General features: G+C 63.3%; 18 protein-coding genes and 2 pseudogenes. 6 read left to right on the forward strand and 14 right to left on the reverse strand.

Annotated elements, in window-relative coordinates:
* Positions 1 to 97 precede the first annotated feature (97 nt).
* The 5 genes and pseudogenes from ACLFKU_RS18230 to ACLFKU_RS18250 form a co-directional block, all read right to left on the reverse strand.
* A pseudogene (locus ACLFKU_RS18230) lies at positions 98 to 1,416 on the reverse strand (MFS transporter).
* Between the two features lie 45 nt (positions 1,417 to 1,461).
* Positions 1,462 to 2,679, reverse strand: a complete 1,218-nt coding sequence (gene tcuB, locus ACLFKU_RS18235; RefSeq protein ID WP_410849986.1) for a tricarballylate utilization 4Fe-4S protein TcuB — start codon at positions 2,677 to 2,679, stop codon at positions 1,462 to 1,464.
* Positions 2,666 to 4,075 carry an FAD-dependent tricarballylate dehydrogenase TcuA gene (tcuA, locus tag ACLFKU_RS18240; protein ID WP_410849987.1) on the reverse strand — a complete coding sequence of 470 codons (1,410 nt, stop codon included), beginning with the start codon at positions 4,073 to 4,075 and terminating at the stop codon, positions 2,666 to 2,668. Before tcuA ends, tcuB begins: the two co-directional genes overlap by 14 nt.
* Before the next feature lie 63 nt (positions 4,076 to 4,138).
* Positions 4,139 to 5,091, reverse strand: a pseudogene (locus ACLFKU_RS18245) (LysR family transcriptional regulator).
* 298 nt (positions 5,092 to 5,389) lie between these two features.
* Positions 5,390 to 7,441 carry an ATP-binding protein gene (locus ACLFKU_RS18250; protein WP_410849988.1) on the reverse strand — a complete coding sequence of 684 codons (2,052 nt, stop codon included), beginning with the start codon at positions 7,439 to 7,441 and terminating at the stop codon, positions 5,390 to 5,392.
* 300 nt (positions 7,442 to 7,741) lie between these two features.
* Here ACLFKU_RS18250 and ACLFKU_RS18255 point away from each other — a divergent pair, with 300 nt between their 5' ends.
* Complete coding sequence (locus ACLFKU_RS18255; RefSeq protein WP_410849989.1) at positions 7,742 to 8,860, forward strand: patatin-like phospholipase family protein; 1,119 nt, start codon at positions 7,742 to 7,744, stop codon at positions 8,858 to 8,860.
* Positions 8,861 to 9,047: 187 nt separating this feature from the next.
* Here ACLFKU_RS18255 and ACLFKU_RS18260 read toward each other — a convergent pair whose 3' ends face one another.
* The 3 genes from ACLFKU_RS18260 to hppD all read right to left on the reverse strand — a co-directional run bounded on the left by ACLFKU_RS18260 (position 9,048) and on the right by hppD (position 12,929).
* Positions 9,048 to 10,253: an amino acid aminotransferase gene (locus tag ACLFKU_RS18260; RefSeq protein ID WP_410849990.1), complete on the reverse strand. Its 1,206-nt coding sequence runs from the start codon at positions 10,251 to 10,253 to the stop codon at positions 9,048 to 9,050.
* A gap of 44 nt (positions 10,254 to 10,297) precedes the next feature.
* Positions 10,298 to 11,680, reverse strand: coding sequence for an amino acid permease (locus ACLFKU_RS18265; protein ID WP_410842522.1), 1,383 nt, complete (start codon positions 11,678 to 11,680; stop codon positions 10,298 to 10,300).
* A 175-nt stretch (positions 11,681 to 11,855) separates the two neighbouring features.
* The gene (hppD, locus tag ACLFKU_RS18270) at positions 11,856 to 12,929 is read right to left on the reverse strand and encodes a 4-hydroxyphenylpyruvate dioxygenase (protein WP_410849991.1); all 1,074 of its coding nucleotides are present in this window, start codon (positions 12,927 to 12,929) and stop codon (positions 11,856 to 11,858) included.
* Between the two features lie 287 nt (positions 12,930 to 13,216).
* Between hppD and ACLFKU_RS18275 the strand changes: the two genes are divergently transcribed.
* On the forward strand, positions 13,217 to 13,690 hold the full coding sequence (locus ACLFKU_RS18275) for an Lrp/AsnC family transcriptional regulator (protein ID WP_410849992.1): 474 nt from the start codon (positions 13,217 to 13,219) through the stop codon (positions 13,688 to 13,690).
* Here ACLFKU_RS18275 and ACLFKU_RS18280 read toward each other — a convergent pair.
* The 6 genes from ACLFKU_RS18280 to ACLFKU_RS18305 all read right to left on the reverse strand — a co-directional run bounded on the left by ACLFKU_RS18280 (position 13,687) and on the right by ACLFKU_RS18305 (position 19,209).
* A complete protein-coding gene (locus tag ACLFKU_RS18280) occupies positions 13,687 to 13,851 on the reverse strand; it encodes a hypothetical protein (RefSeq protein WP_410849993.1) in 165 nt (54 codons plus the stop codon). The genes ACLFKU_RS18275 and ACLFKU_RS18280 overlap by 4 nt on opposite strands.
* Before the next feature lie 73 nt (positions 13,852 to 13,924).
* Positions 13,925 to 14,122, reverse strand: a complete 198-nt coding sequence (locus ACLFKU_RS18285) for a hypothetical protein (RefSeq protein WP_368583949.1) — start codon at positions 14,120 to 14,122, stop codon at positions 13,925 to 13,927.
* A gap of 135 nt (positions 14,123 to 14,257) precedes the next feature.
* Positions 14,258 to 15,010, reverse strand: coding sequence for a dTMP kinase (locus ACLFKU_RS18290; RefSeq protein ID WP_410849994.1), 753 nt, complete (start codon positions 15,008 to 15,010; stop codon positions 14,258 to 14,260).
* Between the two features lie 9 nt (positions 15,011 to 15,019).
* A complete protein-coding gene (locus tag ACLFKU_RS18295; RefSeq protein WP_368583830.1) occupies positions 15,020 to 16,447 on the reverse strand; it encodes a tryptophanase in 1,428 nt (475 codons plus the stop codon).
* Positions 16,448 to 16,517: 70 nt separating this feature from the next.
* Positions 16,518 to 18,050 carry a B12-binding domain-containing radical SAM protein gene (locus ACLFKU_RS18300; RefSeq protein ID WP_410849995.1) on the reverse strand — a complete coding sequence of 511 codons (1,533 nt, stop codon included), beginning with the start codon at positions 18,048 to 18,050 and terminating at the stop codon, positions 16,518 to 16,520.
* A gap of 49 nt (positions 18,051 to 18,099) precedes the next feature.
* Positions 18,100 to 19,209 carry a hypothetical protein gene (locus ACLFKU_RS18305; protein WP_410849996.1) on the reverse strand — a complete coding sequence of 370 codons (1,110 nt, stop codon included), beginning with the start codon at positions 19,207 to 19,209 and terminating at the stop codon, positions 18,100 to 18,102.
* Positions 19,210 to 19,733: 524 nt separating this feature from the next.
* Between ACLFKU_RS18305 and ACLFKU_RS18310 the strand changes: the two genes are divergently transcribed.
* The 4 genes from ACLFKU_RS18310 to ACLFKU_RS18325 are packed head-to-tail and all read left to right on the forward strand — an operon-like array spanning position 19,734 to position 22,874.
* Complete coding sequence (locus tag ACLFKU_RS18310) at positions 19,734 to 20,504, forward strand: Coq4 family protein (protein ID WP_410849997.1); 771 nt, start codon at positions 19,734 to 19,736, stop codon at positions 20,502 to 20,504.
* A 17-nt stretch (positions 20,505 to 20,521) separates the two neighbouring features.
* Complete coding sequence (locus tag ACLFKU_RS18315; RefSeq protein ID WP_410849998.1) at positions 20,522 to 20,851, forward strand: acyl carrier protein; 330 nt, start codon at positions 20,522 to 20,524, stop codon at positions 20,849 to 20,851.
* The gene (locus ACLFKU_RS18320; protein WP_410849999.1) at positions 20,848 to 21,765 is read left to right on the forward strand and encodes a hypothetical protein; all 918 of its coding nucleotides are present in this window, start codon (positions 20,848 to 20,850) and stop codon (positions 21,763 to 21,765) included. The genes ACLFKU_RS18315 and ACLFKU_RS18320 overlap by 4 nt, the downstream gene beginning before the upstream one ends.
* 26 nt (positions 21,766 to 21,791) lie before the next feature.
* Complete coding sequence (locus ACLFKU_RS18325) at positions 21,792 to 22,874, forward strand: SDR family oxidoreductase (protein WP_410850000.1); 1,083 nt, start codon at positions 21,792 to 21,794, stop codon at positions 22,872 to 22,874.
* The last annotated feature ends 16 nt before the right edge of the window (positions 22,875 to 22,890 follow it).

A 22,890-nucleotide genomic window follows, 5' to 3' on the forward strand; every position in this document is an offset into this window, starting at 1 on the left:
GAGGAAACTCGGCGGGCCTCATATCATCTGCACGAGAGCGCGCCGCCAGGCATGGCGGCACCCTCTCCATCCAGCTCGGCGCGTCAACGGCAACACGCTAAAAGCGTTGCGCCGTCGAAGCCGCCCGCCCCGCGCGCCGCCGATAGAGTCCAAGCGTCGCGCCAAGCCCGCACAGCGCGGCGAAACTGAGCCAGTAGCCGGGCGCGGCCTTGTCGTGCGTGGTTTCGATCAGGAAGGTCGACACGGCCGGCGTGAAGCCGCCGAACAGCGCCGTCGCGAGACTGAACGCCAGCGAAAAACCCGCGACGCGCACCTCCGCCGGCATCACCTCGGTAAGCGCGGCGACCATCGCGCCGTTATACATGCCGAAGAAGAACGAGAACCACAGCAGCACGCTCAGCATGCGGCCGAAACTCGGCGCCGCGGCGAGCCACGACAATGCCGGATACGCGGTGAAAATCGCCAGCACGGCAATGGCGAGCAGAATCGGCTTGCGGCCGATCCGATCGGACAGCGCGCCGCCGATCGGAAGCCAGATGAAGTTCGACACGCCCACCAGCAACGTCACCATCAGGCTATCCGACGTCGACAGTTTGAGAACGGACTTACCGAAGGTCGGCGTGTAGACGGTGATCAGATAGAACGTGGTCGTCGTCATCGCGGTGAGCAGCATGCCGGCGATCACCGTGCGCCAGTTGCTGAGCAGCATCGCGAAGATCTCGCGCGTCTGCGGATGATGGCGGCGCGCCTCGAACGCGGCGGTTTCCTGCAGCGAACGGCGCAGGAGGAACAGGAACGGTACGATCGCGCAGCCGATGAAAAACGGAATGCGCCAGCCCCACGCGCCGATCTGCTGCGCGCTCATCCAGTGATTCAATCCGTAGCCGAGCGCTGCCGCCATCACGATCGCGACCTGCTGGCTGGCCGACTGCCAGCTCGTGTAGAAGCCCCGTGCGCCGGGCGTGGCCATTTCCGCGAGATACACCGACACGCCGCCCAGTTCCGCGCCCGCCGAGAAGCCCTGCAACAGCCGCCCGAGCAGAACGAGCGCGGGCGCGAGCAGGCCGATGGTCGCGTAACCGGGCACGCACGCGATCAGGATCGTGCCGCTCGCCATGATCGACAGCGTGACGATCAGGCCGGTGCGCCGCCCTACCTTGTCGATATAGGCGCCGAGAAAGATCGCGCCCAACGGACGCATCAGAAAGCCCGCGCCGAACACGGCGAAGGTCAGCATCAGCGACGCGAACTCGCTCGACGCCGGGAAGAATATCTTCGAGATCGACGTCGCGTAGAAGCCGAACAGAAGAAGTCGAACTGTTCGAGAAAGTTGCCGCTCGTCACGCGCAGTACGGCCGCGGCTTTGGACGAGCGCGCCCCGACCGGCGTGCCGGCTAGTGGTTCGGTAGCGTTCATGAATATGTCCCCTGTTGTTATGCCAATATGCGGCGCGTGTCGTGCCTAGTCCGAGCCGAGACCCAACGTATTAGGCTGGCGCTTTTCGATAGACGATTTGAGCAGCGCCGCCGAACGGAAAATGCCGTGCGCGAACTTGCCGTACGGAAGCGTTGCGAACAACGCGATCACGATGCCCAGATGCACCGCCAGCAGCCACGGCATCGCCGCCGTTTCGCGCAGCGCCAGCAGCCCGAGGCCCGACGCGCTCGTGAGCAACAGCAGCGCGATGAAGGCACGGTCCATCGGACGCTGGCGCGCATCGCCCTGCTCCGGATGGCGCTTCAGGTTGAGCCACAGCAGCCCCAAGGGCCCGACGATCAGGCCGATCCCGCCCGCCGTACCCAGCAATACCGGCAAGCTGAAGAACGGATACGGGGCTTCCTCGCCGAGCAGGTAGTGATAGAGCGTCGCCACCACCGTTGCCGCGAAACACAGCATGAAGCCGTAGAACGTGAAGTGGTGAAAGCGCCGCCGCGCGAGCGTGAAGGCATCGTTCGATTCGTTGCAGCCGTCGCCATGTCCGCCGTCGAGATACCTGAGCGTCAACGCGTTTTTCGCCGCTTCCGTCACGGCCGGCGTGCTCGCGTTCGCGGTTCCCGGCGACACGTCGCGCCAGAAGCGCGTCACGCCGATGCCGAGCGCCACGATGGCAAACAGGAAGACCGCGCCGAACATCGCCGCCAGCAGGTTGTGCGGGAAGATCGCGTAGAAGTTCGCGGGCGCGACGTTGCCGCTCAAACCGCCATGCATGGCCGTGCCGAGCAGCAGAAAGAGAGCTAGCCCCGCCGCCAGCGCGACCGACAGCGTCACGCCATTGCGCTTGTACAACCCGCCTAGCGCCTTGGGCCATGCGTATTCGGTGTAGGTTTCGAGGCGCACTTGCGCCATCGCCTTCGGCACGTTGACCGCGAATTCGTGCGGCGGCGCGTACTGGCACGCGTGGTAGCAGGCGCCGCAGTTGTGGCACAGATTGGCCAGATAGTTGACGTCGGCCTTGCCGAATTCGAGGCGGCGCGTCATCGCCGGGAACACCGCGCAGAAGCCTTCGCAATAGCGGCACGCGTTGCAGATCTGCATCTGGCGCGCCACTTCGCCTTCGCTTGCGGTCAGCGGCACGATTGGAATCACGCGCGAGCCGCCGCGCGTGCGTTGCATGTCTTGCTTCGATTCGAACGCCGCGGCGCGCGTGCGTTCGGGCGCGAGCGTGTCAGTTTGCTGCACAGGAAACCTCCGTTGTCTGCAGTGCGGCGCGCGCGGCCTGAGTGCCGGCAATGCGCCCGAACGCCGTGCCGATCGACATGCCGACGCCCGCTGTATAGCCCTTGCCGAGCACGTTGCCCGCCATCATCTCGCCCGCGACGAACAGGTTCTCGCTCGCCTCGCCGCCGAAGTGCACCTGGGCGCGGTCGTTGGTCTTCAGGCCGAGATACGTGAACGTGATGCCGGGACGCAATGCGTAGCCGTAGAACGGCGGCGTGTCGATAGGGCGCGCCCAGTGCGTCTTGGGCGGCGTGACGCCTTCGGTATGGCAGTCGTCGAGCGACGTGTGATCGAAGCTGCCGACGCGGCAGGACTCGTTGTAACGCGACAGCGTCTCCATGAAGCGCGCTTCCGGCAGCTTCAACTGCCGTGCGAGTTCGGGCAGCGTGTCGGCCTTTACGCCCGGAAACACCGGCGGCATGAAGCGGCCGATCGCCTTCGAATCGATGATCGAGTAGCCGATCTGCCCCGGCTGATGCGCAACGAGGCGCCCCCAGATCGCATAGCGTTTCGGCCAGAAGTCCTCGCCTTCGTCGTAGAAGCGCTCGGCCTCGCGATTGACGACCACGCCGAGCGACACGCAGTCGATGCGCGTGCAGATGCCGCCGTCATAGAGCGGCGCGCGCGCATCGATGGCCACGCAGTGCGACTGCGACGGATCGCCGATCATGTCCGCGCCGGCATCCATCATGTGGCGGATCAGCACGCCCTTGTTGAAGCGCGTGCCGCGGATCAGGAAGTTGTCGGCGGGCCATTCGCCGCGCTCGTTTTGTCCCCAGGCCTCGCGCAGCCATTCGCGGTTCGATTCGAAGCCGCCTGCCGCCAGCACGCAGGCGCGCGCCTCGAAGCGCTGGTTACCGCTTCGGGCCGCGACGAAACGGCCGCCGTCGAGTTCCACCGAATCGACGGGCGTGTCGTAGCGAATCTCGACACCCAGCGCTTCGGCGCTGCGGTAATAGGCGTTCACGAGCGCCTTGCCGCCACCCATGAAAAACGCGTTGGTGCGCGCCACATGCAGCGCGCCCGACAGCGGCGGCTGAAAGCGTACGCCGTGCTTTTGCATCCAGGGCCGGCACGACGACGACGCGCGAATCGTCAGCCGCGCGAGATGCTCATTCGTGACACCGCCGGTGACTTTCAGCAGGTCTTGCCAGAATTCTTCTTCCGGATAGGCATCGACGAGCACGTCCTGCGGCGCGTCGTGCATGCAGCGCAAATTGCGGGTGTGTTGGGAATTGCCGCCGCGCCATTCGCGCGGCGCGGATTCGAGCAGCAGAACCGACGCGCCGGCTTCGCGCGCCATCAATGCCGCGCAAAGCGCCGCATTGCCTCCTCCGATTACGAGTACGTCGACCATCTTGTGGGCCTCCTTTCGGACGCACTCTAATGGTCGCGCTCGTCCTCCGCCATCAGCGGGCCGTCAACGGGCCTTCAGTTTTTGTGAAGGCCTCCGACTGACGCAGGCGCGCGCCGGGCCAGCGGCCTTCGCGCACCAGTTCGCGCGCGACGTCGGCGAGCACCACGCGCGCGGCGAGCCCCGCGGGCGAAAGCTCGTCGTCGGAGATGCTCGCGATCATATTGGGCCGCACGGCGAAGCTTTCAGACACGGGCATGCTAGCCAAAACCGCGTTCTCCGGCCGCGCGAGCGCGGCGCCGGGCTGGATGGTCGCGGCGATGCCCGTGCGCACGACGTCCATCAGCAGCGCGAGGCCGTCCACTTCGGCCGCGATGTTCGGTTCATATTTGGCCCGCTTGAACGCGGCGGACAGCAGCGAGCGCAGGCCGTGCGCGCCGCTCGGAAGGACGAGCGGAAGCTTGCCGAGTCGCCCGAGACGCACGCTCGCGCCCGCCGGCATGTCTTTGAGCTCGTGCCGGCCGATCACGAACAGCCGCTCGTCGAGCAGCGACACGACGCTCCAGCGCTGCGCGGGCTCCGGGCGAAACAGCACGGCAAGATCGATCTGGCGCGCGCTCAGCATCGACGCCAGATACCCGGACAGGCTTTCGACGATGCGCAGCCGCACCTCGGGATAGCGCGCGCATGGCCTGCATGAAGGGGACGCCGAGCACGCTGGCGGTGCTCGGCGCCATGCCGACGCTGACGTGGCCCGAGAGCCGAGCAGCGCGCGCGGCGAGCGCCGCGTCGTCGATATGACGCAGCGCGAGTTGCGCCTGACGCCAGAACGCGAGACCGGCATCGGTCGGCACGACGCCGCTGGAAGTGCGCTGCAGCAGGCGCGTCGACAGTTCGCCTTCGAGGCGGCTGATCTGCTGACTCAGCGCGGAAGTGACGACGCCGAGTTCGAGCGCGGCCTTTCCCATGCTGCCGTGTTCGACGACGCTGAGGAAATAGCGTAATTGTCTGAGTTCCATTTCACGATCGGCGTGGACGAGAATCGCGGCTATTGTCGCAGATTGAAAATGGGTACAGACGGCGCGTCACGGCTCGCATTCACGTGCATACCGCGTCATTGGCCGCTCATGATTCGTCGCCCTTCGGGCTTGACTCATGAAACAGCGTACCCGACCAGCCAGCGTTCCCATCACATCGGGTCATCCCGTAGAACGATCCCAGCGTCATGTGGGCGCAACGCGCCAGTCCGATCGTGATCGAGCGAAACGTCCGGATCGCGGCCGGGCAACGATCATCGCCGGGGTGACGGCCGGTGAGTTATCCGCTCGATTGGCGACTGAGGCCCGGATTTTCTCCGGTGATCCGCCTGATGATCGCGAGCAACTCCTCGATATCGACGGGTTTGACGAGATGCGCATCACACCCCGCCTCCGCCGAGTGAGCCACGTCCTCTGGCTGACCATATCCCGACACGGCGACGATTTCGAGGTGCTTGCCCGCCGCCTGATGATCCCTCAGCCGACGCGCGACCTCATAGCCGCTGATTCCCGGCAGCCCAAGATCGAGGAACACGATCTGCGGCTCGAACGCAGCCGCGATGTGAAGCGCGTCTTCGCCGCTGTGTGCGGTGCGCACATCGTGCGTGTCGAGAATCATCGCGAGCGAAAGCGCGGCGTCGCTGTTGTCGTCGACGATCAGAACCCGCAATCGGTCGGACGCCGGCAGACCGGCTTCGGTACCGTCCTTAGCGTCCTGGTTACGGCCCTGGCAAACGGGTAGACGTATTTCGAATTCACTGCCTCTGTTCTTGCCTTCGCTCCTCGCGGCAATGGTCCCGCCGTGCATCTCGGTCAGCGTCTTGCACACCGACAGCCCGATCCCTAGACCGCCCCGCGACGGCTCGCCGTGGCACGAACCCTGGACGAACAGATCGAACACGTGAGGCAGTGCATCGTCCGAAATACCCGTGCCCGTGTCCGACACAGTCACGGACACTTCCTGACCGACGAGCGTCGCGCATACGACGATCCGGCCACCATCGTCGGTGTATTTGATCGCGTTATCGAGCAGATTCGAAAATGTCTGAGTGATGCGCGCCGGGTCGCCGTGCACGTACACCGGATGTTCCAGCGGCAGACGCACGATGTCGTGATGCCGCTGCAACGCAGCCGGCATCGTGATTTCCAGAGCGTGGTCGAGTGCCAGCCTGATATCGAAGACCTCGCGCTTCAAAACGATCTTGCCGGTGGTGATTCTCGAAACATCGAGCAGGTCGTCGATCAGATGCGACAGGTGACCGGTCTGGCGTTCGATCACATTGCGCAGCCACTCGCGTTTGGCGGGATCGGCTCCCGCGCTGTGACCCAGCAGATGCGCGGCGTTGCGCACGGGCGCCAGCGGATTGCGCAGCTCGTGCGCGAGCGTGGCCAGAAAGATGTCCTTGCGGCGATCCGCGTCGCGCAGTTTCGCCTCCGCGTCGGCGCGCTCCGTCACGTCGCACAAGCTGCCAATGAACGTGTAATCGTCCTGATGAACGGGCGGTCGCAGATACCCGAACATTTCGACGGTCCTGAGCGCACGGTCGATTACACGGTGCAGCCGGAACGCGACATGCACCGGCTCGCCGGAGATTCGCCGGGACTGGAAATGACTTCGCAGCAGTTCGACATCGTCCGGATGAACGACCGACGTCATGAACTCGGTTTCCGTCAACGGCCCCCTGTCCTCGGGTTGCCCGGTGATTTCATACATCCGGCGGTTTTCCCACACGCCTTGTCGCGACGCGCCACACCACTCGAAGATGCCGATGCCCGCCGCGCTCGTCGCGACTCGCAGCCGCTCCTCCGTGAGCTTCAGCGCGGTCAGCGCGGTGTGCAGGCTGTCCTGTGCCGCCGCCACCTCGGCCGCCTGACGTTGCATGTGCGCCTCGATCGCGTTTTCGATCATCGCGCGAAAGGTGCGCTCGACAACGTCGTGCGCGCGCATGTGAACGTCGACGGAAGCGGCAACGGGACCGAAATACGCGCGGATCTCGTGCTTCAGAGAGCGCTGCATCAGATCCATGTTGCGAAACAGATCCGTGACCCGCCAGTCGTCCGGCCAGAACCTGCCAGGCTGCGCGATGCCTACATGATCGGATAGGGACGGGTCGCTGTCGGCGACCAGCAAGGACGCGCATACCTCTGCCAGCATGTAGGCGAAACAGTCGGTCAGTCCCTGTCCGCTGTCCGCATCGGCGGGGTGCGCGCCCTGCTCCGAGGTCTCGGCGATCCAGCGCTGCATCAGCTGCTCACGGGTACGTCCCAGCTGGCGCGCCAGCCCGTTTAGCGTGATCGCGCCGCGGGAATCCGGATCGAGATCCCGTTTCATCGAGACGCCCCCGGACGAGCGCGGTGAGCCCGCGATGCCGACCTGGCACGCTGGCTTATGTCAATCAACTTCTCTCTCATGGCCCGTTTTATATCGGATATGTCGCTTGCGACTATTAATAGTATCGATCGGCCGAGGTTGGACTCCGGCCCGCCGCAAATCGTCTCACACTGTACCTGCTGCGGGGCGGCGGTTTAACCGAGACAAACCCGCAGCCGCGTCTGGCGAGGCTAGACCAAACGCGTGACACTTCCGGGTAAGATTGCCGGAACGCGATCAAGACGCGAAGGAGCCATGGCGATGGAGGAACCTCGGAACGCGACGCGACACAAAGGCCCCAAGGTCGCGTTTGCCCTGCAAGGCGGCGGTTCGCACGGCGCGTTCACGTGGGGTGTGCTCGACCGTCTGTTGGAGGCTTCGTCGCAGGCAATGCCACTCGATATCGCGGCAATCAGCGGCGCGAGCGCGGGCGGCATCAATGCGACGCTGTGCGCGGCGGGTCTCGCAACCAGCGGGGCACCGAAAGCACGCGACATGCTGCGCGCCTTTTGGGAAGCGATATCGCGCGCCGGCGCGCTGGCGGGCAACGCGCTCCTCGGCTTTTCCGAACCCGGCCCATTCGGCGGCTGGAATATCGACTGGAATCCCGCCGCCATCATGCTGGAGGCCGTCGGACTCGTCGCTTCGCCTTATGGCAATCCGTTTTACCGCGATCCGCTCGGGCCGGTGATCCGTGCCGCGCTCCCCGAACACGATCTCGCCGCGCTCAATACGACGCGCGACGGCCCGCAACTATTCATTTGCGCAACCGACGTACGAACCAACCAACGCGCAATGTTCACCCGCCCCGCTATTTCCATTGACGTATTGCGCGCTTCCGCATGCCTGCCGAACGAGTTTCGCACCGTCAGCGTGGGCGGCATACCGTACTGGGACGGCGGCTATCTGGGCAACCCGCCATTGGCGCCGTTGCTCGAGCATGCCCAGGACCTGATTCTCGTGCTCGCGAATCCGTTCGTGCGCCACGATATGCCGCCCAAAGATGCGCGCGGCATTCACGACCGGCTCAATGAAATTGGGTTCAACGCGTCCGTGGTGCTGGAGATCAACGCGATCGAAGCGGTCAACCGTGTGCTCGATTCGGTCGGCGAGGAAGCGGCGCGCAAGAGCCGCTACAAGCCCGTCAGGTTCCACCTGATCCGCGACGACGATTTTCTGGCGAAGTTCGGTTTCGTGTCGAAGAGCAGCACGTCGTGGTCGTTGCTCAACACGCTGTTCGAGCGTGGCCGTGAAGTCGCCGACGTATGGCTCAAGAGCGACTATGCGAAGCTCGGGCAAGCGTCTTCGGTCGACGTCAAGGCTTCGTTGATCGATCCGACGCTCAAGCACAGCGGCAACGCGAGCGCGCGACAAAACTGAAATGGACGGACGGCGCCTCTGACGACATCGCTCGGACTCGTCGAAGCCGGACGCGGCATCTCGATCATGCCGCGTCGCGCGGCGCCCCGCGACGCTCAATCGAGACTCGCGATCCGTCCGCTCGATCCGGCGTGGATGCAGTCGGACTGGTCGCGTAGCAGGCTGGCGCGCTCAGCCTGCGTCGGTGTCAATCGCCTGCCCGCGAGATGACTCTCGCGATGGCCTGCGCCGCCGTCGCAACGTTGTTGTCATTGAGCGCGGCGACGCACATGCGCCCGGACCGGATCAGGTAGACGCCGTGGCGTTCGCGCAGCGTGTCGACCTGCTCCGCCGACAGCCCCGTGTACGTGAACATGCCGCGCTGCTCGAGGTAGCGCGCGAGCAGCGTGTCCGGCACCTTGCCGCGCAGGCGTTCATGGATCTCCGCGCGCATGCGCATGATGCGCCGGCACATCGAGGCAAGCTCCTGTTGCCACGATTGCCGCAGCGCCGGTGTGGTCAGCACCCGCGCTACGATCTTCGCGCCGTGCGTCGGCGGATTGCTGTAGTTCGCGCGCACTGCGCTCGTCAATTGACCCAATACGCGCGCGGCAATCTCCGCCGACTCGCAAATCACCGACAGTCCACCGCACCGCTCGCCATACAGCGAGAAGTTCTTCGAGAACGAATTGGCCACCAACGCCGGCACGTTCTGGCGCACCAGTTCACGAATCGCGAATGCGTCGGCGTCGATACCTGCGCCGAAGCCTTGGTACGCCATGTCGATAAAGGGCAGCAGGTTGCGCTTTCTGATGACCTCGATCAGCTGCACCCATTGCGCGTCGTTCAGATCGACACCCGTCGGGTTATGACAGCACGCGTGCAACAGGACGACGCTGCGCGCGGGTAGCGCGTCGATGGCCGATAACATCTCTTCGAACTTCAGCCCGCCGCTCGATTCGTCATAGTACGGGTACGCGTTGACTTCGAATCCCGCGCGCTCGAAGATGAAACGGTGGTTTTCCCACGTCGGATCGCTGACCCATACGCGCGAGCCCGCAAAGTAGCGCTTGATGAAATCCGCACCGACCTTCAGCGCGCCCGAACCGCCCAAAGTCTGCACGGTCGCGATGCGCCCCTCGGTACGCGCCGCCGAGTCGTCGCCGAATACCAGCGATTGCACGGCATCGCGGTAGTGGGCGAAGCCCGCCATCGGCAGGTACGGCTTGGGACCGAGCTCGGCGAGCAGTTGTCCTTCGGCCTCGCGTACCGCTTGCATTACCGGCAAGCGGCCTTGATCGTCGTAGTAAATGCCGATGCTCAGATTGACCTTATGCTCGCGCGAATCCTTCGCGAAGTTCTCGTTCAACGTGAGGATCGGGTCGCCCGCATAGGCATCGATGTGTTCAAACATGCTAGTTCCCTGGATCAGGCCAAAAGATTGCAAAAGCGCGATGCCTAGCGCGTCGCCACGCCGACGGCGACCGAGGCGGCGGCGCGCCTATTGCGCACGCGATAGCCGACGCCCAGCGCAACGAGCCAAACGGGGATCAGGTAGACCGACATGCGCAGATCCGGTATCAGCCACATCACGACCAGAATGCCGGCAAGGAAGATCAGGCAAAGATAGTTGGTAAGCGGATAACCGAGGCTGCGGAACAGGGTCCTCTCACCGGCGCGAGCTTTCGCAGCGCGGAAACGCAAATGAATGATGCTGATCATTGCCCAGTTGATGATCAGCGCCGAGACGACGAGCCCCATCAACACCTCGAATGCCTTGCCCGGCATCAGGTAGTTGATCACCACGCAGGCGGCAGTCGCCACGGCGGAAATTCCCAGCGCGACGAGCGGAATCCCGCGCGAGTTGACCTTCAGCAGAGCGCGCGGCGCATTGCCCTGGCCTGCGAGGCCGTAAAGCATGCGGCTGTTGCAATAGACACCGCTGTTGTACACCGACAGCGCGGCGGTGAGCACCACCGCATTGAGCACGTTGGCGACGAAGTTGCTGTTCATCGCGTGAAAGATCAGTACGAACGGACTGCCACCGGCGACGACTTTTTCCCACGGATACAGCGACAGCAGCACCCCGAGTGCGCCGACGTAGAAAATCAGGATCCGGTAGATCACCTGGTTGGTCGCGCGCGGGATCGTGTGCGAAGGATCTTCGGCCTCGGCCGCCGTAATGCCCACGAGTTCCAGTCCACCGAACGAGAACATGATGACGGCCATCGCCATCACGAGACCCGACACGCCGTTCGGGAAGAAGCCGCCGTGGCGCCACAGATTCGCCACGCCCGCGTCAGGACCCGCATGGCCCGAAATCAGCAGATAGCCGCCAAAGCCGATCATGCCAACGATTGCCGCGACCTTGACGATCGAGAACCAGAATTCGAGTTCGCCGTACGACTTCACGCTGGTGAGGTTGATCGCGTTGATTACGCCGAAGCACACCAGCGCGGACACCCACGTTGGCAGACCCGGCCACCAGTACTGCATGTAGATGCCAACGGCCGACAGTTCCGCCATGGACACCAGCACGTACAGCACCCAGTAATTCCACCCGGAAACAAAACCGGAGAATTGCCCGCAGTATTTGCCTGCGAAGTAACTGAACGAACCTGCAACGGGCTCGTCGACGACCATTTCGCCGAGTTGCCGCATGATAAAGAAGGCGACGATGCCGGCAATTGCGTACCCGAGCAATACGGACGGCCCTGCCGTCTTGATGGTCTGCGCGATGCCGAGAAAAAGACCCGTGCCGATTGCGCCTCCAAGCGCGATCAACTGAATGTGACGATTCTTCAGGCCGCGCTTTAGCGTGCCTTGCTCCTGATGTGCCACGATGTTGTCTCCTGTGTCCTGCGGTTGGTTCTGGACGCCACGCCTCGTTTTTCGCCTGCTCTGGTCAGAGCAGGCGAAATATGCCGAGGCCTCACAGCCGACGCTTGTGACGCCGGTGTCGTGTCTTGCTGGGATTAGGTATTGTTGAAGCGGCGATGAACGGGTTGTATGCGCGTCAAACTTTCAGCGTGCCCCGCTCGATCTGATCGCGTTCGAGCGACTCGAACAGCGCCTTGAAATTGCCTTCCCCGAAACCTTCATCGCCCTTGCGCTGGATGAATTCGAAAAACACGGGGCCAAGCAGCGGTTTGGAAAAGATCTGCAGCAGCAGGCGCGGCGATCCGTCCGCCGTCGTTCCATCGAGAAGAATGCCGCGCGACTGCAATTGGCCAACGGGTTGACCATGGCCCGGCAAACGCGTTTCGAGCGCATCGTAGTAGTAGCTGTTCGGCCCGGTCATCAGCGGCACGCCTGCCATCTGCAGGTTGTCGATCACCGTGATCAGATCGTCGGTCAGGAAGGCGATGTGTTGAATGCCCTCGCCGTTGAAGGCCATCAGGAATTCTTCGATCTGGCCGCTGCCCTTGCCGGATTCCTCGTTCAATGGAATGCGGATCTTGCCGTCCGGCGCCGTCATCGCCTTCGACGTGAGCCCCGTGTATTCGCCTTCGATGTCGAAGTAGCGTAGCTCCCGGAAGTTGAACAGCGTCTCGTAGAAGTTGGCCCAATACGTCATGCGCCCGCGATAGACGTTGTGCGTCAGGTGATCGACGAGGCGCAAGCCATGACCGGCCGGCCGGCGCTCGACACCTTCGATGAACTCGAAATCGATGTCGTAGATCGACTTGCCGTCTTCGAAGCGGTCGATCAGATAAAGCGGTGCGCCGCCAATGCCTTTGATTGCCGGCAATCGCAACTCCATCGGACCGGTAGCGATTTCGATCGGCTGAGCGCGCAGCGACAGCGCACGGGCGTAGGCCTTGTGCGAATCCTTCACGCGAAACGCCATGCCGCACGCACTCGGGCCATGCTCGGCGGCAAAGTAAGCGGCCTGACTATTGCGCTCTCGATTGACGATAAAGTTGATTTCGCCCTGGCGGTAAAGCAGCACGTCCTTCGAACGGTGGCGAGCCACCAGTGTGAAGCCCATCTGCTCGAACAGCGGTTCGAGGACGTTGGGCACGGGCGAAGCAAATTCAACGAATTCGAAGCCCATCAGTTGCATTGGATTGTCAAACAGGTCGGCCATGATCTCTCGGGTTCAGCGAATGGTGAATGATTGATAGCGAGCGACTAGCACTGAGTGTGATGCGGAGGCATGTTATAGAAATGAAAGAACATTTCTCTGTTCGTCTAGCAGGCAGCGTCTTCTCGCCACCTGCGCATCTGAGCATTTCTTAACGTACATGCTCGCGTCGCAGCGACATCTGGAATCAGTTTAATTTTTTATCGATGCAATAGGATTTCGTAGCGGACGCAGACAAACCCTGATTTGTGCATTAACATTTCATTTCACTGCGGAACAAGGAAATAACAGTGCATACAATCGACATAGACCGAATCGACGTGCGTTTGCTGGAGATTCTTCAGTCGCGAGGGCGCATCTCCAATCTCGAGCTGGCGGAGGCGATCAAGCTGTCGCCCGCGCAAACGCTGAGGCGTCATCGCCGGCTCGAGGAAATGGGCGTGATCAAGTGCTACGAGACGCGGCTCGATGCGCAGCTGCTGGGCTTCGGCGTAGTGGCTTTCATCCAGGTGACGATGGAGCGAGGCCATGTGCGCGACCTGTCGAAGTTCAAGCGGATGATCTCGGAACTCGCCCAGGTTCAGGAATGCTTCGTCGTGACGGGTGATATCGATTACATGCTCAAGGTCGTCGCGCACGACCTCAAGGCGCTGTCGGAGTTTCTGCTCGATACGCTGATGCGCATTCCGGGTGTGAGCGGAGTCAAGTCGAGCGTTTGCCTCGATGAAATCAAATGTACGGGCGCGGTCCCGTTGGCGGCCTAGTGAATCGACTCGGAAACCGTACTGACGATCAGCGAAAACAAGCGGTCCATTTCCCCTTCGATCTCGCTGCCGCTGAACGGATCGAGATTGGCGCCGAACACCTCGTCCAGTTCCATCCAGTCGTCCGCAGTCAGATATCGCAACGCGGCCGGCAAAATCACTTCCTCTTCCAGCCGCCTGTGCTGGCTGTAAAACGCCGCGTATTGAACCTCCGCGGCAATGCAGAGCGCAGAACTAGTGCACTCTGCCGACCGACCTCAACATCGAGCGTCCCTGAGCAGTCAGATGCCCTCGCGCGTACCCAGACGCGAGCTTTTCCAGAAATACGAGTTGATGTTCACACAGCGCGTCGAGATCGCCGGGATCGAAATTTTCCGGACGCGGGTTTGTTTCGAGAAGCATGAGCGTTGCGATCTCATGTGGGCTGAGCATCATCGTCTCCTTGGCTCTGACGTTCCATGCAACATGGTCCTGTCTTGAAGGATAGATGCTCACCAAAACGTGTCGACGTGCATTTTGTCGCACACCTCGGCGCCAGAATGCGGCGTCTCCGCGCAGGTCGAAGCCTCAGCATGCCGCCAGGGTTCGTGCAGGATATGCCGCCGCGATAGAACCCAACCGCCCCGCAACCCGTTCTATAGCCGCGATATGACTGAGTGCCGCACGGTACGTCTCGTCGATACTGCGCTCTCCATCCAGAGCGACCACGCCGTTGGCCTCGAACACGGCGCGATAAGCCGCCACCTGGCGCGTCAGAAAGCTCATCGGCGGCGGCTGGTCTTTCTCGTCGTTCCTTGACCGCACGCGGCGGTGTGAAGTCGCGCCGCAAACGTTCAGACCAAAGGCGACGTCGGGACGCAGCACATGGCCAGCGATGCTGCGGAGCACCGGCGCGGTCTCAGCGGGATCGGCGCGCGTGCCGATCTCGGCCTGTGAGGTGAACACATAGCGGTCGCAAAAGACCACGTCGCCTCGCTCCAGTGCCGGTATGACCGTGTCGGTCAGATGCTGGAGGAGGTCTCCCATGATGGACAGCAGAATGCCCAGCATGTCGACGCGGCGTACGCTTGCGTCGGGCCCCAGGCTGGTTTTGGAGGTATGCCAGTGGCTGTCGACCATATCCCGGAACACCGCGTCTTTGCGGATGCGACTGGTCGGTGTAAACGTCGTCACGCAGTTGAGCCCGGCACGCGTGCACGCGCTTTCGAGCTTTTCCATCAGTGAAGACTTCCCAGCTCCATCCACACCGCACAACGTGACTAGCACGCCCGGATAAGCATGGGTTTTGAGCTCGAGCGTTTCGAACACAGCATTCGACATGAAATCACCTCAGACCATAACTTCGCGACACTCCGCGAGCATCTCGTCACGGGCATCGACCGGTGCGAGGACCGCGGTGAAGTGCTTGAGCATCGGCGGCGCCGAGACGATGCGCATTCCGCGGATCGCATCGCGTCGTTGATAGACGCGGACCAACGCGGCCGCAACCGCCGCGAGATGGCTATCGGTGTAGACACGGCGGGGAATGGCGAGCCGCAGCAATTCCAGCCTCGGAGCGCTGAGCGCGCCCGTCGATGGATCTTCTTTCAGGAACGCCAACGAGCCCAGACCGACGGCGCGCACGCCGCCCTCCAGATAAAGCTCGGCAGCCAGCGCCTCGGCTGGAAACTCCGAGCGCGGCACGTGCGGCAGGAAGGCGGCCGCATCGACATACACCGCGTGTCCGCCGGTGGGCCTCAGGATCGGAACCCCGCCGGCAAGCAGTGTGTCGCCTAGCCGTTCGACCTGACCCACGCGGTGTTGCAGGTATCTGTCGTCGACCATCTCGCGCAGACCGATCGCGAGCGCTTCGAGATCGCGGCCTGCCATCCCTCCGTAGGTGACGAAGCCTTCGTGCAGCACGAGCAGCGGCACGACCTGGTCGTAGAGCGCGCGCGACCGTGTCGCGAGCAAGCCGCCGATATTGACCAGCGCATCCTTTTTGCAACTGAACGTGCAGCCCTCGGCATAGGAAAACTGCTCCTTCAGAATTTCCGCCACCGACCGGTTCGCATAGCCGCTCTCACGCTGCTGGATGAAGTAAGCATTCTCCGCGCAGCGCGCCGCGTCGAAGTACACGGAAATCGCAAACTCATCGGCCAACGCTTTCACCGCGCGCAGGTTCGCCATCGATACCGGCTGGCCGCCGCCCGCGTTGTTCGTCAGCGAGACCATGATCAACGGCACGTTGCCGCGCCCTTCGCTCTCGATCACGTTGCGCAGCTTCTGCACATCCACGTCGCCCTTGAATGGATGCTCGACAGCGGGTTGGTAGCCGATTTCGGCGACGCACGATATCGCGGTCCCGCCGGCAATCGATACGTGCGCCTCGGTCGAATCGAACGGAGCGTTGAACGGCACCACCTGGCCCGGGCGCACGAGGGTCCGGAACAGGAAGTGCTCGGCCGGGCGCCCCTGGTGGGTCGGCAACACGTATTCGAAGCCGAGCATGTCCCGCACGGACTGCGTCAGCTTCGTAAAGCTGCGGGAGCCGGCATACGACTCGTCGCCGGTCATGATGCCTGCCCACTGGTTCGCGCTCATCGCGGTAGTGCCGCTGTCCGTCATCAGATCGATATAGACGTCGTCGGCTTCGAGGCGAAACACGTTGTACCCGGCAGCGGCAAGCCGCGCCTGCCGTTGCTCGCGGTCGATCAGCCTGATCGGCTCGACCATCTTGATCCTGTACGGCTCAGGCTGGCTGTTTTCTGGAAGCATGCACTCCTCCTGCGTTGAAAAAATGCGCGGGCCAGCGGATGACTGGCCGCTTCGGGCATCACATACCGCGTCAGGCGCTTTGCTCGATCGGCAAAATCTCGATCGGCGTCCACTCCGGATCGCCGCCGTCCGCGGACGTGCGGTGACAAGCGCGCGCGTTATGGGCCGCCTCGAAGCGTTTCTCGATCCGGTTCAGGATCGACCAATACGCGCCGCGCTCGCCTTGCGCGATCGCTTCGACCAGCGCGTCGTTCGCGTTGTAGTTGAACAGGCTCGCATTGGTCCCGAAGAAACGCCGGTCATTGCCGATCAGATCGGCAATGAATTGCTGCGGGTCCGGGCCCAATGCGGTCGGCAGATAAAACACCGGATGCAGAAGATCGTCGTTGCCTTCGATATGGCCGTGCAGATTCGGATTGCCGGCATGGAGGCCTTCGCGGCGGATCATCTGTTCGAGCTCGGTGCCCGGGAAGATTCTCAGCCCGACGGTGACCGAAACGCGCTCCGGATCGACCCGCTTGATGAACTCGATCGTCTCGCGCGCGGTCTCCTGCGTCTCGCCGGGCGCGCCGAACAGCAGTTCGATGATGTGCTCGAGGCCGTGGCGCTTCGCGGTATTGACAGCATGTTCGATGTCGGATGCGCTAAAGGTGCGGCGCAGTATCTTCAGCATCGTTGCGCTAGCGGTGTCGACGCCGAAGTTCATGCCCACGCAACCGGCTGCTTTCATCGCGGCCGCGAGTTCATCGGGAAACGGCCGCGGCATACCGTACGCATACCACTGGATTTTGCCGGCGAGCCCGTGCCGGATGATGGCCGCGCACAGCGCCATCGGATGCGCGACGCTCAGATTGAATTCCGAGTCGTTGATGTGAAAGACGTTGACCCCGCGCTCCTCGAGCGATGCCATCTCGGCGACGACGTCATCGGGCTCGCGCATGCGCACCGAGCGGCCTTTGATCAGCGGCTCGACACAATAGATGCAGGAGCGATTGCAGCCGCGTTTCGTTTCGATGCCGATCTGGCCGCCTTTGGCGAAATAGTGCGGGTTGTTCACCAGTTCGCGTTTGTGAGGCCCCATGCTGGCCAGTGGTCCGCATGTGTTGGGCGCGAGCGGCGTAGCGTGCACACCGGCCGTATCGCGGTAGACCACGCCGGGTATGTGCGTGAAACTCCTACCTTCTTCGAGGCAGGTCAGCAACTCGGGAAAGCTGAATTCGCCTTCCCGGACGATGCCGAAGTCCGCGTCGAGGTAAGCAAGCAATTTCTCCGGCATCACCGAGTAGCCCGCGCCGCCCATCACGATCGGGACCGCGCGCGCACGCCGAAGCATCGCGACGATGTCCCTGATGCGGTCGAGAAAGCTGTAGCCGCTGGAGAAATAGACGTCGTCGGTATTTCGCAGCGTCACCCCCCAGTAATCCGGCGCGGTGGTGCGGCAGTGCTCGGCAATGGCCGCCTCGCAATCGTCGGAGAAGCACAGGTCGAGCAAATTGAGCTCGAACCCTGCTCGCTCCATCGGCGCCGACAGATAGTCGAAGGCAATCGGCGCAATCGCCGGCTTGATCTGGTTCGTGTTGACGAAGGTGACGCGCTTGGCCATGTTCGATCAGTCTCAGTGGAAAGTTTTGCGAGGGTTCACGGGCATGCGGCTAGACGGCGACGTCGATCGACATCTTCTGGCCCGCGCGGGCCACCGTCATCTCGCTCATGAATTCACTGAACCGATGCAGCATCACCGTCGCGAGGTGCTTCGCCTTTTCCTCGCAGTCGGAGAACGCGTAGAAGCCCGGACCCGCGCTGCTCATCCCCGCGTACACCGCGCCCTCGCGTTGCATCGTCTCGTCGAACTCACGCATCACGTCGGTCCGGAAGATGCCTTCGAGCACCTTCATGTTGCTCATGCTGTTGAGTTCCCAGCCGTGCTTCAGAAACGCGAACAGGTCATTGCGATGCAGTGCCGGCCTCAGTTTCTGTTCGATGAAGTTGCGCCACGCGACGCCATAGCGCTTCTGCCACTCGACGAAATGCGTCGGCACGAAGCCCGCCTCGGTGGTGCCGGACATGTCCGCGCCTTCGCCATGCGCACGCAGCGCTTCGGTCGACAGCGTGTCGTAGTTGCCAACGGCGGTGGTCACCCACAGGTTTTCCGAATTCAGGTTGCCGAGGAAACGACCGTTGCCGTGCTTCTCGTCGACCCAGACCAGCCCGCCGAAGAACAGGCACGCTTCGCCGACGCCGGTCTCGAGGCCGAAATACACGTGCTCATCATCCTTCGCGGTCTCGACGTAGTTGCGGGTAATCATTTCCCACATGTCGTGCGGCGAAAACGGTGAGCCGAACAACGCGTTCAAGCCGGCGAGCGTCGCGGTGTTGAACGACACGTTCGAGCCGAATCCGCTGTGCTGATGCTGAATGCTGCGCAGCCGATCCACACGGATGTCGTCGCGTGCGTAGCCGACCGTTCGCTTGAACAACTCGAGCATGTGCCGCCCGCTCGGCACGTCGCAGCCGCCTTCGCCGTTGTTCGTCTTCGTGACGGTGATCCGGTGTCCGACCGTGCTCGTCGATACGCCGAGTCCGCCGCCCCCGAAGCCGGGCATCATTTGCATGAAGTCGAATACGGCGAAGTGAAGGCGCCCTGGCACCGAGACTTCGGCACGATCGTAGCTCGGCACCGCGTCGCGCTCCCAGTGCGGCAACACAGTCAGATTCGCCCCCGGCAGGAACTGCCCCGCTTTCGCCTTCCAGGCCTGATTCATTGCTCTACCTCCGTCCTCGTGAGTTCTACGAATTTCACAGCGCACCGTCCGTGTTCGCGCTGCTAGTGCACTGTTCGTGCCAGGCGTTCTTTTGCTGCGCGAACTGAGTCCCCGTCAGATGCAATGACGCAAGCAGGCAGCCAGATTTCAAAAGGCGGGGCGATACATCCGCACGTATAGATGTTTGGACGTTGACACGTGAACCGGGCCGGTATCAGACGTCCCGCAGTCGAGCGGCAACCAACAGACGCCCTTCACATGTTGGCCCGGCACCGACATTCGGCAGGCTGCGGGGGGCTCCGCCTGAAAGTGCGTCGGCAAATCGCAGACACCGCTTCAATCCGCGCGATAGCCGCGCCGCCTTTTCAGATCTGGGCACTTCGTTCCGTTCTTGCATGGGATGAGGACGACTTGCGTGGTGCCAACGGATGACTGGCATGAACCCTGCAAAAAGCGTCCGCAAGAAGTGGCGCCAGTCGATTGCCACTCGTGACCCGCCTCTTGATCTTTGCCGGGAGCCGCAGATGACAGCAAGCTTAAAGGACGACGCGCTGGCGCGACGCCATATCGATTGGCCGCGCGCGTTGCGAGCGATCAAGGCGTTGAGGGAGAACGTAGACGACATTCAGCACGCGTACGAAGTGATGATCGCGCTCGACGGCGGTCAGATGGAGACGATGTACCAGCGATTCCTGAGCGAGCCGGGCGCCGGCGCGCTGATTTCCGAGCAGCCGTCACTGCTCGGCACGCTCGCAGATACCGACACGCTGCTGCGCTTGCCGCCTGGCTCGTTCGGCCGCGCCTACATGGCGATGATGGAGCGCAGCGGCTACAGCGCCGATGGTCTGCTGCAAGCGAGCCGGCTGGCCGCCGGCCTCGAAGAAATCCTCCCGGGCCCGGACCGTCAGTGGTTCATCGAGCGCAGCGGCTGCATTCACGATCTGCTGCATGTGTTGACGGGCTACGGCCAGGACTGGGCCGGCGAGACCTCACTTCTCGCCTTCGACTGCGGCCTCGAACCGATGCGTGCGCGCATCGTCGGTCTGCTCGGCACCGCGCTGACCGCGCCGTGGTGGCCGAACTTCTGGGTCCATCGTTTTCTGCGCTGCGCGTGGCTGCGTGGCAAGCGCGCGCGCATTCCCCTCTCATACCGCTGGGAAGAAGCATTGGAGCGGCCGCTCGCACTCGTCCGCCTGCAACTGGCGATCGAGCCGGTCGCGCTCGCGCATCCCCAAGGCATCCTGGCCGGTGGCCAGACTCTGCCGTGGCGCTACGCCGCGCCGAGCAACGCGTGAACGGAAAGGAACCCAGCATGGCCAGCACACCGAAAAATGCGCCGATGCGCAACACCGTATTCGGCATCGTACGCACACAGTTACTGCGCGTCTGCCGCGAGCATCAGCGCGACTTCGACGCCGAGATTCACCTCGAGAGTTCGCTGATCGCCGATCTCGGTCTCGACTCGCTATCGCTAGTCGAAGCGGTGGTCGCAGTCGAGCAGGCGTTCGGCATCGAACGTCTGCCGCTAGAAGCGTTGAACGAAGAACACGCGGAAACGTACTTCACGGTCGGCTCGCTCGTGGACCTGTGCATCCGGCACGCCCCCGTCCGCCTGGACGCCAGCGAGGGGATGCGTACATGAGCTCGCGCCTTTCGCTGGCCACCTCGCATGCAAGACGTGGCCGGCTTGCGGCCGCGGCAGTTGCTGTCGGCAACACGCTCGGCCGCTTGCCGCTGGCCCCCCAGGCGCTGCCGATCGCCGGCGCTTTCGTCTGCTCGCTGCTGCTCTACGGACGGATCGCCGGCGTCGCCGTTGAACCGGGCTGGCGTGTGCTCACCGGCCTCGCGTCCTTTTTCCTGCTGTTCGTCCAGCTTCGCTTCATCGACGATCTCGACGATCTCGAACGCGACTATCCCGCCGGGCACGCGCTATTGGCGCGCCGCGAGGCACGACGCACACGTCTCGTCTCCAGCCTCGCGATAAGCGCGCTGCTGCTCGTTGCGCTGAACACCGGCATGGCGCACGCGAGAACGGCCGCAACTGCCGCCACCGCTCTCGCCTTCGCCGCGCCGTTCATGTTCAAGCGGCTGCTCCCGAGCCGCCCTTTGCTGTGCTTTCCCGCTTTCGAGGGGGCGCCCTTCGTGATCTTCATGTACGGCTATTTCTTGTGGCGCGACATGGCTGGGCGCGAATTGAGCTTCTACGTCGTGATGTGCGTAACGGGCTTGATGTGGAGCGGCTACGAATTCTGGAAGTTCTCGCGCAAGGTCGGCACCACTGCGCTGCAGCCCTATCACCTGTCGGCGCGCGGAATCCGCGTCGCGCTGAATCTCCTGCTGATTCTCGCGCTCAGCATCAACGTGGCGCTGTCGCGCCTCGCAGGCCTGTCGCAAACCTGTTCGATCTATGCCGCAACGCTGCCGCTCGCATGGCTCGTCTGGCTCAACGCGAGTTGGCCGGGCCCTGCGAGCAGGCCGGCTCGGCCACGCTGGGCGGGCACGCGCTTCATCGTCGCCGTCGAGCTCGGACTGCTGGCCGAGATTCTCCTCAAATGACACCCAACCCTGGATGGTCACCCACGATGGATAAGCACGTTCTCGTCACCGGTGCGCGAGGTCTGTTGGGCGCCGAAGTGATCGCCCGGCTCACGGCGATGGGCTACCCGGTCGTCGCATTCTTGCGCTCCGAAGGACCGGTCGTCCGCAACGACGGCACGCCGCTCGCCGCAACCACGTACGACGGCCACACGCCTGCAGCCGGAACCTTCGCATGTGTGCGGGGCGACGTCGCCGAACCCCAGCTTGGGCTCGATCCGCACACCTACGAGGCACTGCGCGCGACGACGGGCGCGATCGTCCACTGTGCCGCGCTGACCAGCTTCGGTCGCAAGCCCGAGGTCTACGAGGCGATCAACTTTCGCGGCACCGAACGCATCGTCGAGTTCGCGCAGCCTCGCGACGACGCGCCGATTCCGCTGCTCTACGTGAGCACCGCCTATGTCTGCGGCGAGCGCCCCGGCGTGTTCAGCGAGGACGATCTCGACCTCGGCCAGCGTCTGGGCAATCCGTATGAGCAGAGCAAGTACCGCGCGGAGCAGTCGGTGCGGGCGGCGATGCGCAACGGTCTGCCGGCCGCCGTGCTGCGCCCGTCGATCATCGTCGGCGACTCGGCGACCGGCGTGATCCGCAAGTTCGACACGCTCTACACCGTCGTGCGCCTGACGGCCGCCGGGCTCGTGCGCACGATGCCCGGCGACTACGGCGCGACGCTGAACATCGTGCCGATCGACTGGGTCGCCGACTGCGTCGTCGAGGCGCTGGTGAAGTTCCCGCTGGTGCGCGGACGCACGCTGCATCTGACTTCGGGCGCGCCGACCACGCTGCGCGAAATCAACGACGTCTGCGCGGAGTTTCCGTCGTTTCACGTGCCTCGCTATGTGCCGCGGCATGTGTTCGACGCCGCCGCGATGAAACCGCTCGAGCGGCGCTACTACGACGAGGTCGTGAAGCTGTACGAGTCGTACCTGACGCGTCAGGTGCGTTTCGCCCGCGACGCGACCGCCGCGATCCTGCCGGCCCTGCCTCGCGCGACCGGCAAAACGCTGCTGCGCAGGATCTTCCGTTACGGGATCGCGGCGGGCTACTTCGTGCCGCGCACGACTTGACGCTCAGGAAGCCTAA

It is taken from the genome of Paraburkholderia sp. EG304, assembly GCF_046543485.1.
GTDB classification, from domain to species: domain Bacteria; phylum Pseudomonadota; class Gammaproteobacteria; order Burkholderiales; family Burkholderiaceae; genus Paraburkholderia; species Paraburkholderia youngii.

Bases quoted from the DNA above. Each gene is read 5' to 3' on its own strand.
- ACLFKU_RS18250 (WP_410849988.1), bottom strand. From the start codon at position 7,441: ATGAAACGGGATCTCGATCCGGATTCCCGCGGCGCGATCACGCTAAAC.
- hppD (WP_410849991.1), bottom strand. From the start codon at position 12,929: ATGGCCGACCTGTTTGACAATCCAATGCAACTGATGGGCTTCGAATTC.
- tcuA (WP_410849987.1), bottom strand. From the start codon at position 4,075: ATGGTCGACGTACTCGTAATCGGAGGAGGCAATGCGGCGCTTTGCGCG.
- ACLFKU_RS18325 (WP_410850000.1), top strand. From the start codon at position 21,792: ATGGATAAGCACGTTCTCGTCACCGGTGCGCGAGGTCTGTTGGGCGCC.
- ACLFKU_RS18315 (WP_410849998.1), top strand. From the start codon at position 20,522: ATGGCCAGCACACCGAAAAATGCGCCGATGCGCAACACCGTATTCGGC.
- ACLFKU_RS18290 (WP_410849994.1), bottom strand. From the start codon at position 15,010: ATGTCGAATGCTGTGTTCGAAACGCTCGAGCTCAAAACCCATGCTTAT.
- ACLFKU_RS18260 (WP_410849990.1), bottom strand. From the start codon at position 10,253: ATGTTTGAACACATCGATGCCTATGCGGGCGACCCGATCCTCACGTTG.
- ACLFKU_RS18305 (WP_410849996.1), bottom strand. From the start codon at position 19,209: ATGAATCAGGCCTGGAAGGCGAAAGCGGGGCAGTTCCTGCCGGGGGCG.
- ACLFKU_RS18300 (WP_410849995.1), bottom strand. From the start codon at position 18,050: ATGGCCAAGCGCGTCACCTTCGTCAACACGAACCAGATCAAGCCGGCG.
- ACLFKU_RS18310 (WP_410849997.1), top strand. From the start codon at position 19,734: ATGACAGCAAGCTTAAAGGACGACGCGCTGGCGCGACGCCATATCGAT.
- ACLFKU_RS18285 (WP_368583949.1), bottom strand. From the start codon at position 14,122: ATGCTCAGCCCACATGAGATCGCAACGCTCATGCTTCTCGAAACAAAC.
- ACLFKU_RS18320 (WP_410849999.1), top strand. From the start codon at position 20,848: ATGAGCTCGCGCCTTTCGCTGGCCACCTCGCATGCAAGACGTGGCCGG.
- ACLFKU_RS18295 (WP_368583830.1), bottom strand. From the start codon at position 16,447: ATGCTTCCAGAAAACAGCCAGCCTGAGCCGTACAGGATCAAGATGGTC.
- ACLFKU_RS18255 (WP_410849989.1), top strand. From the start codon at position 7,742: ATGGAGGAACCTCGGAACGCGACGCGACACAAAGGCCCCAAGGTCGCG.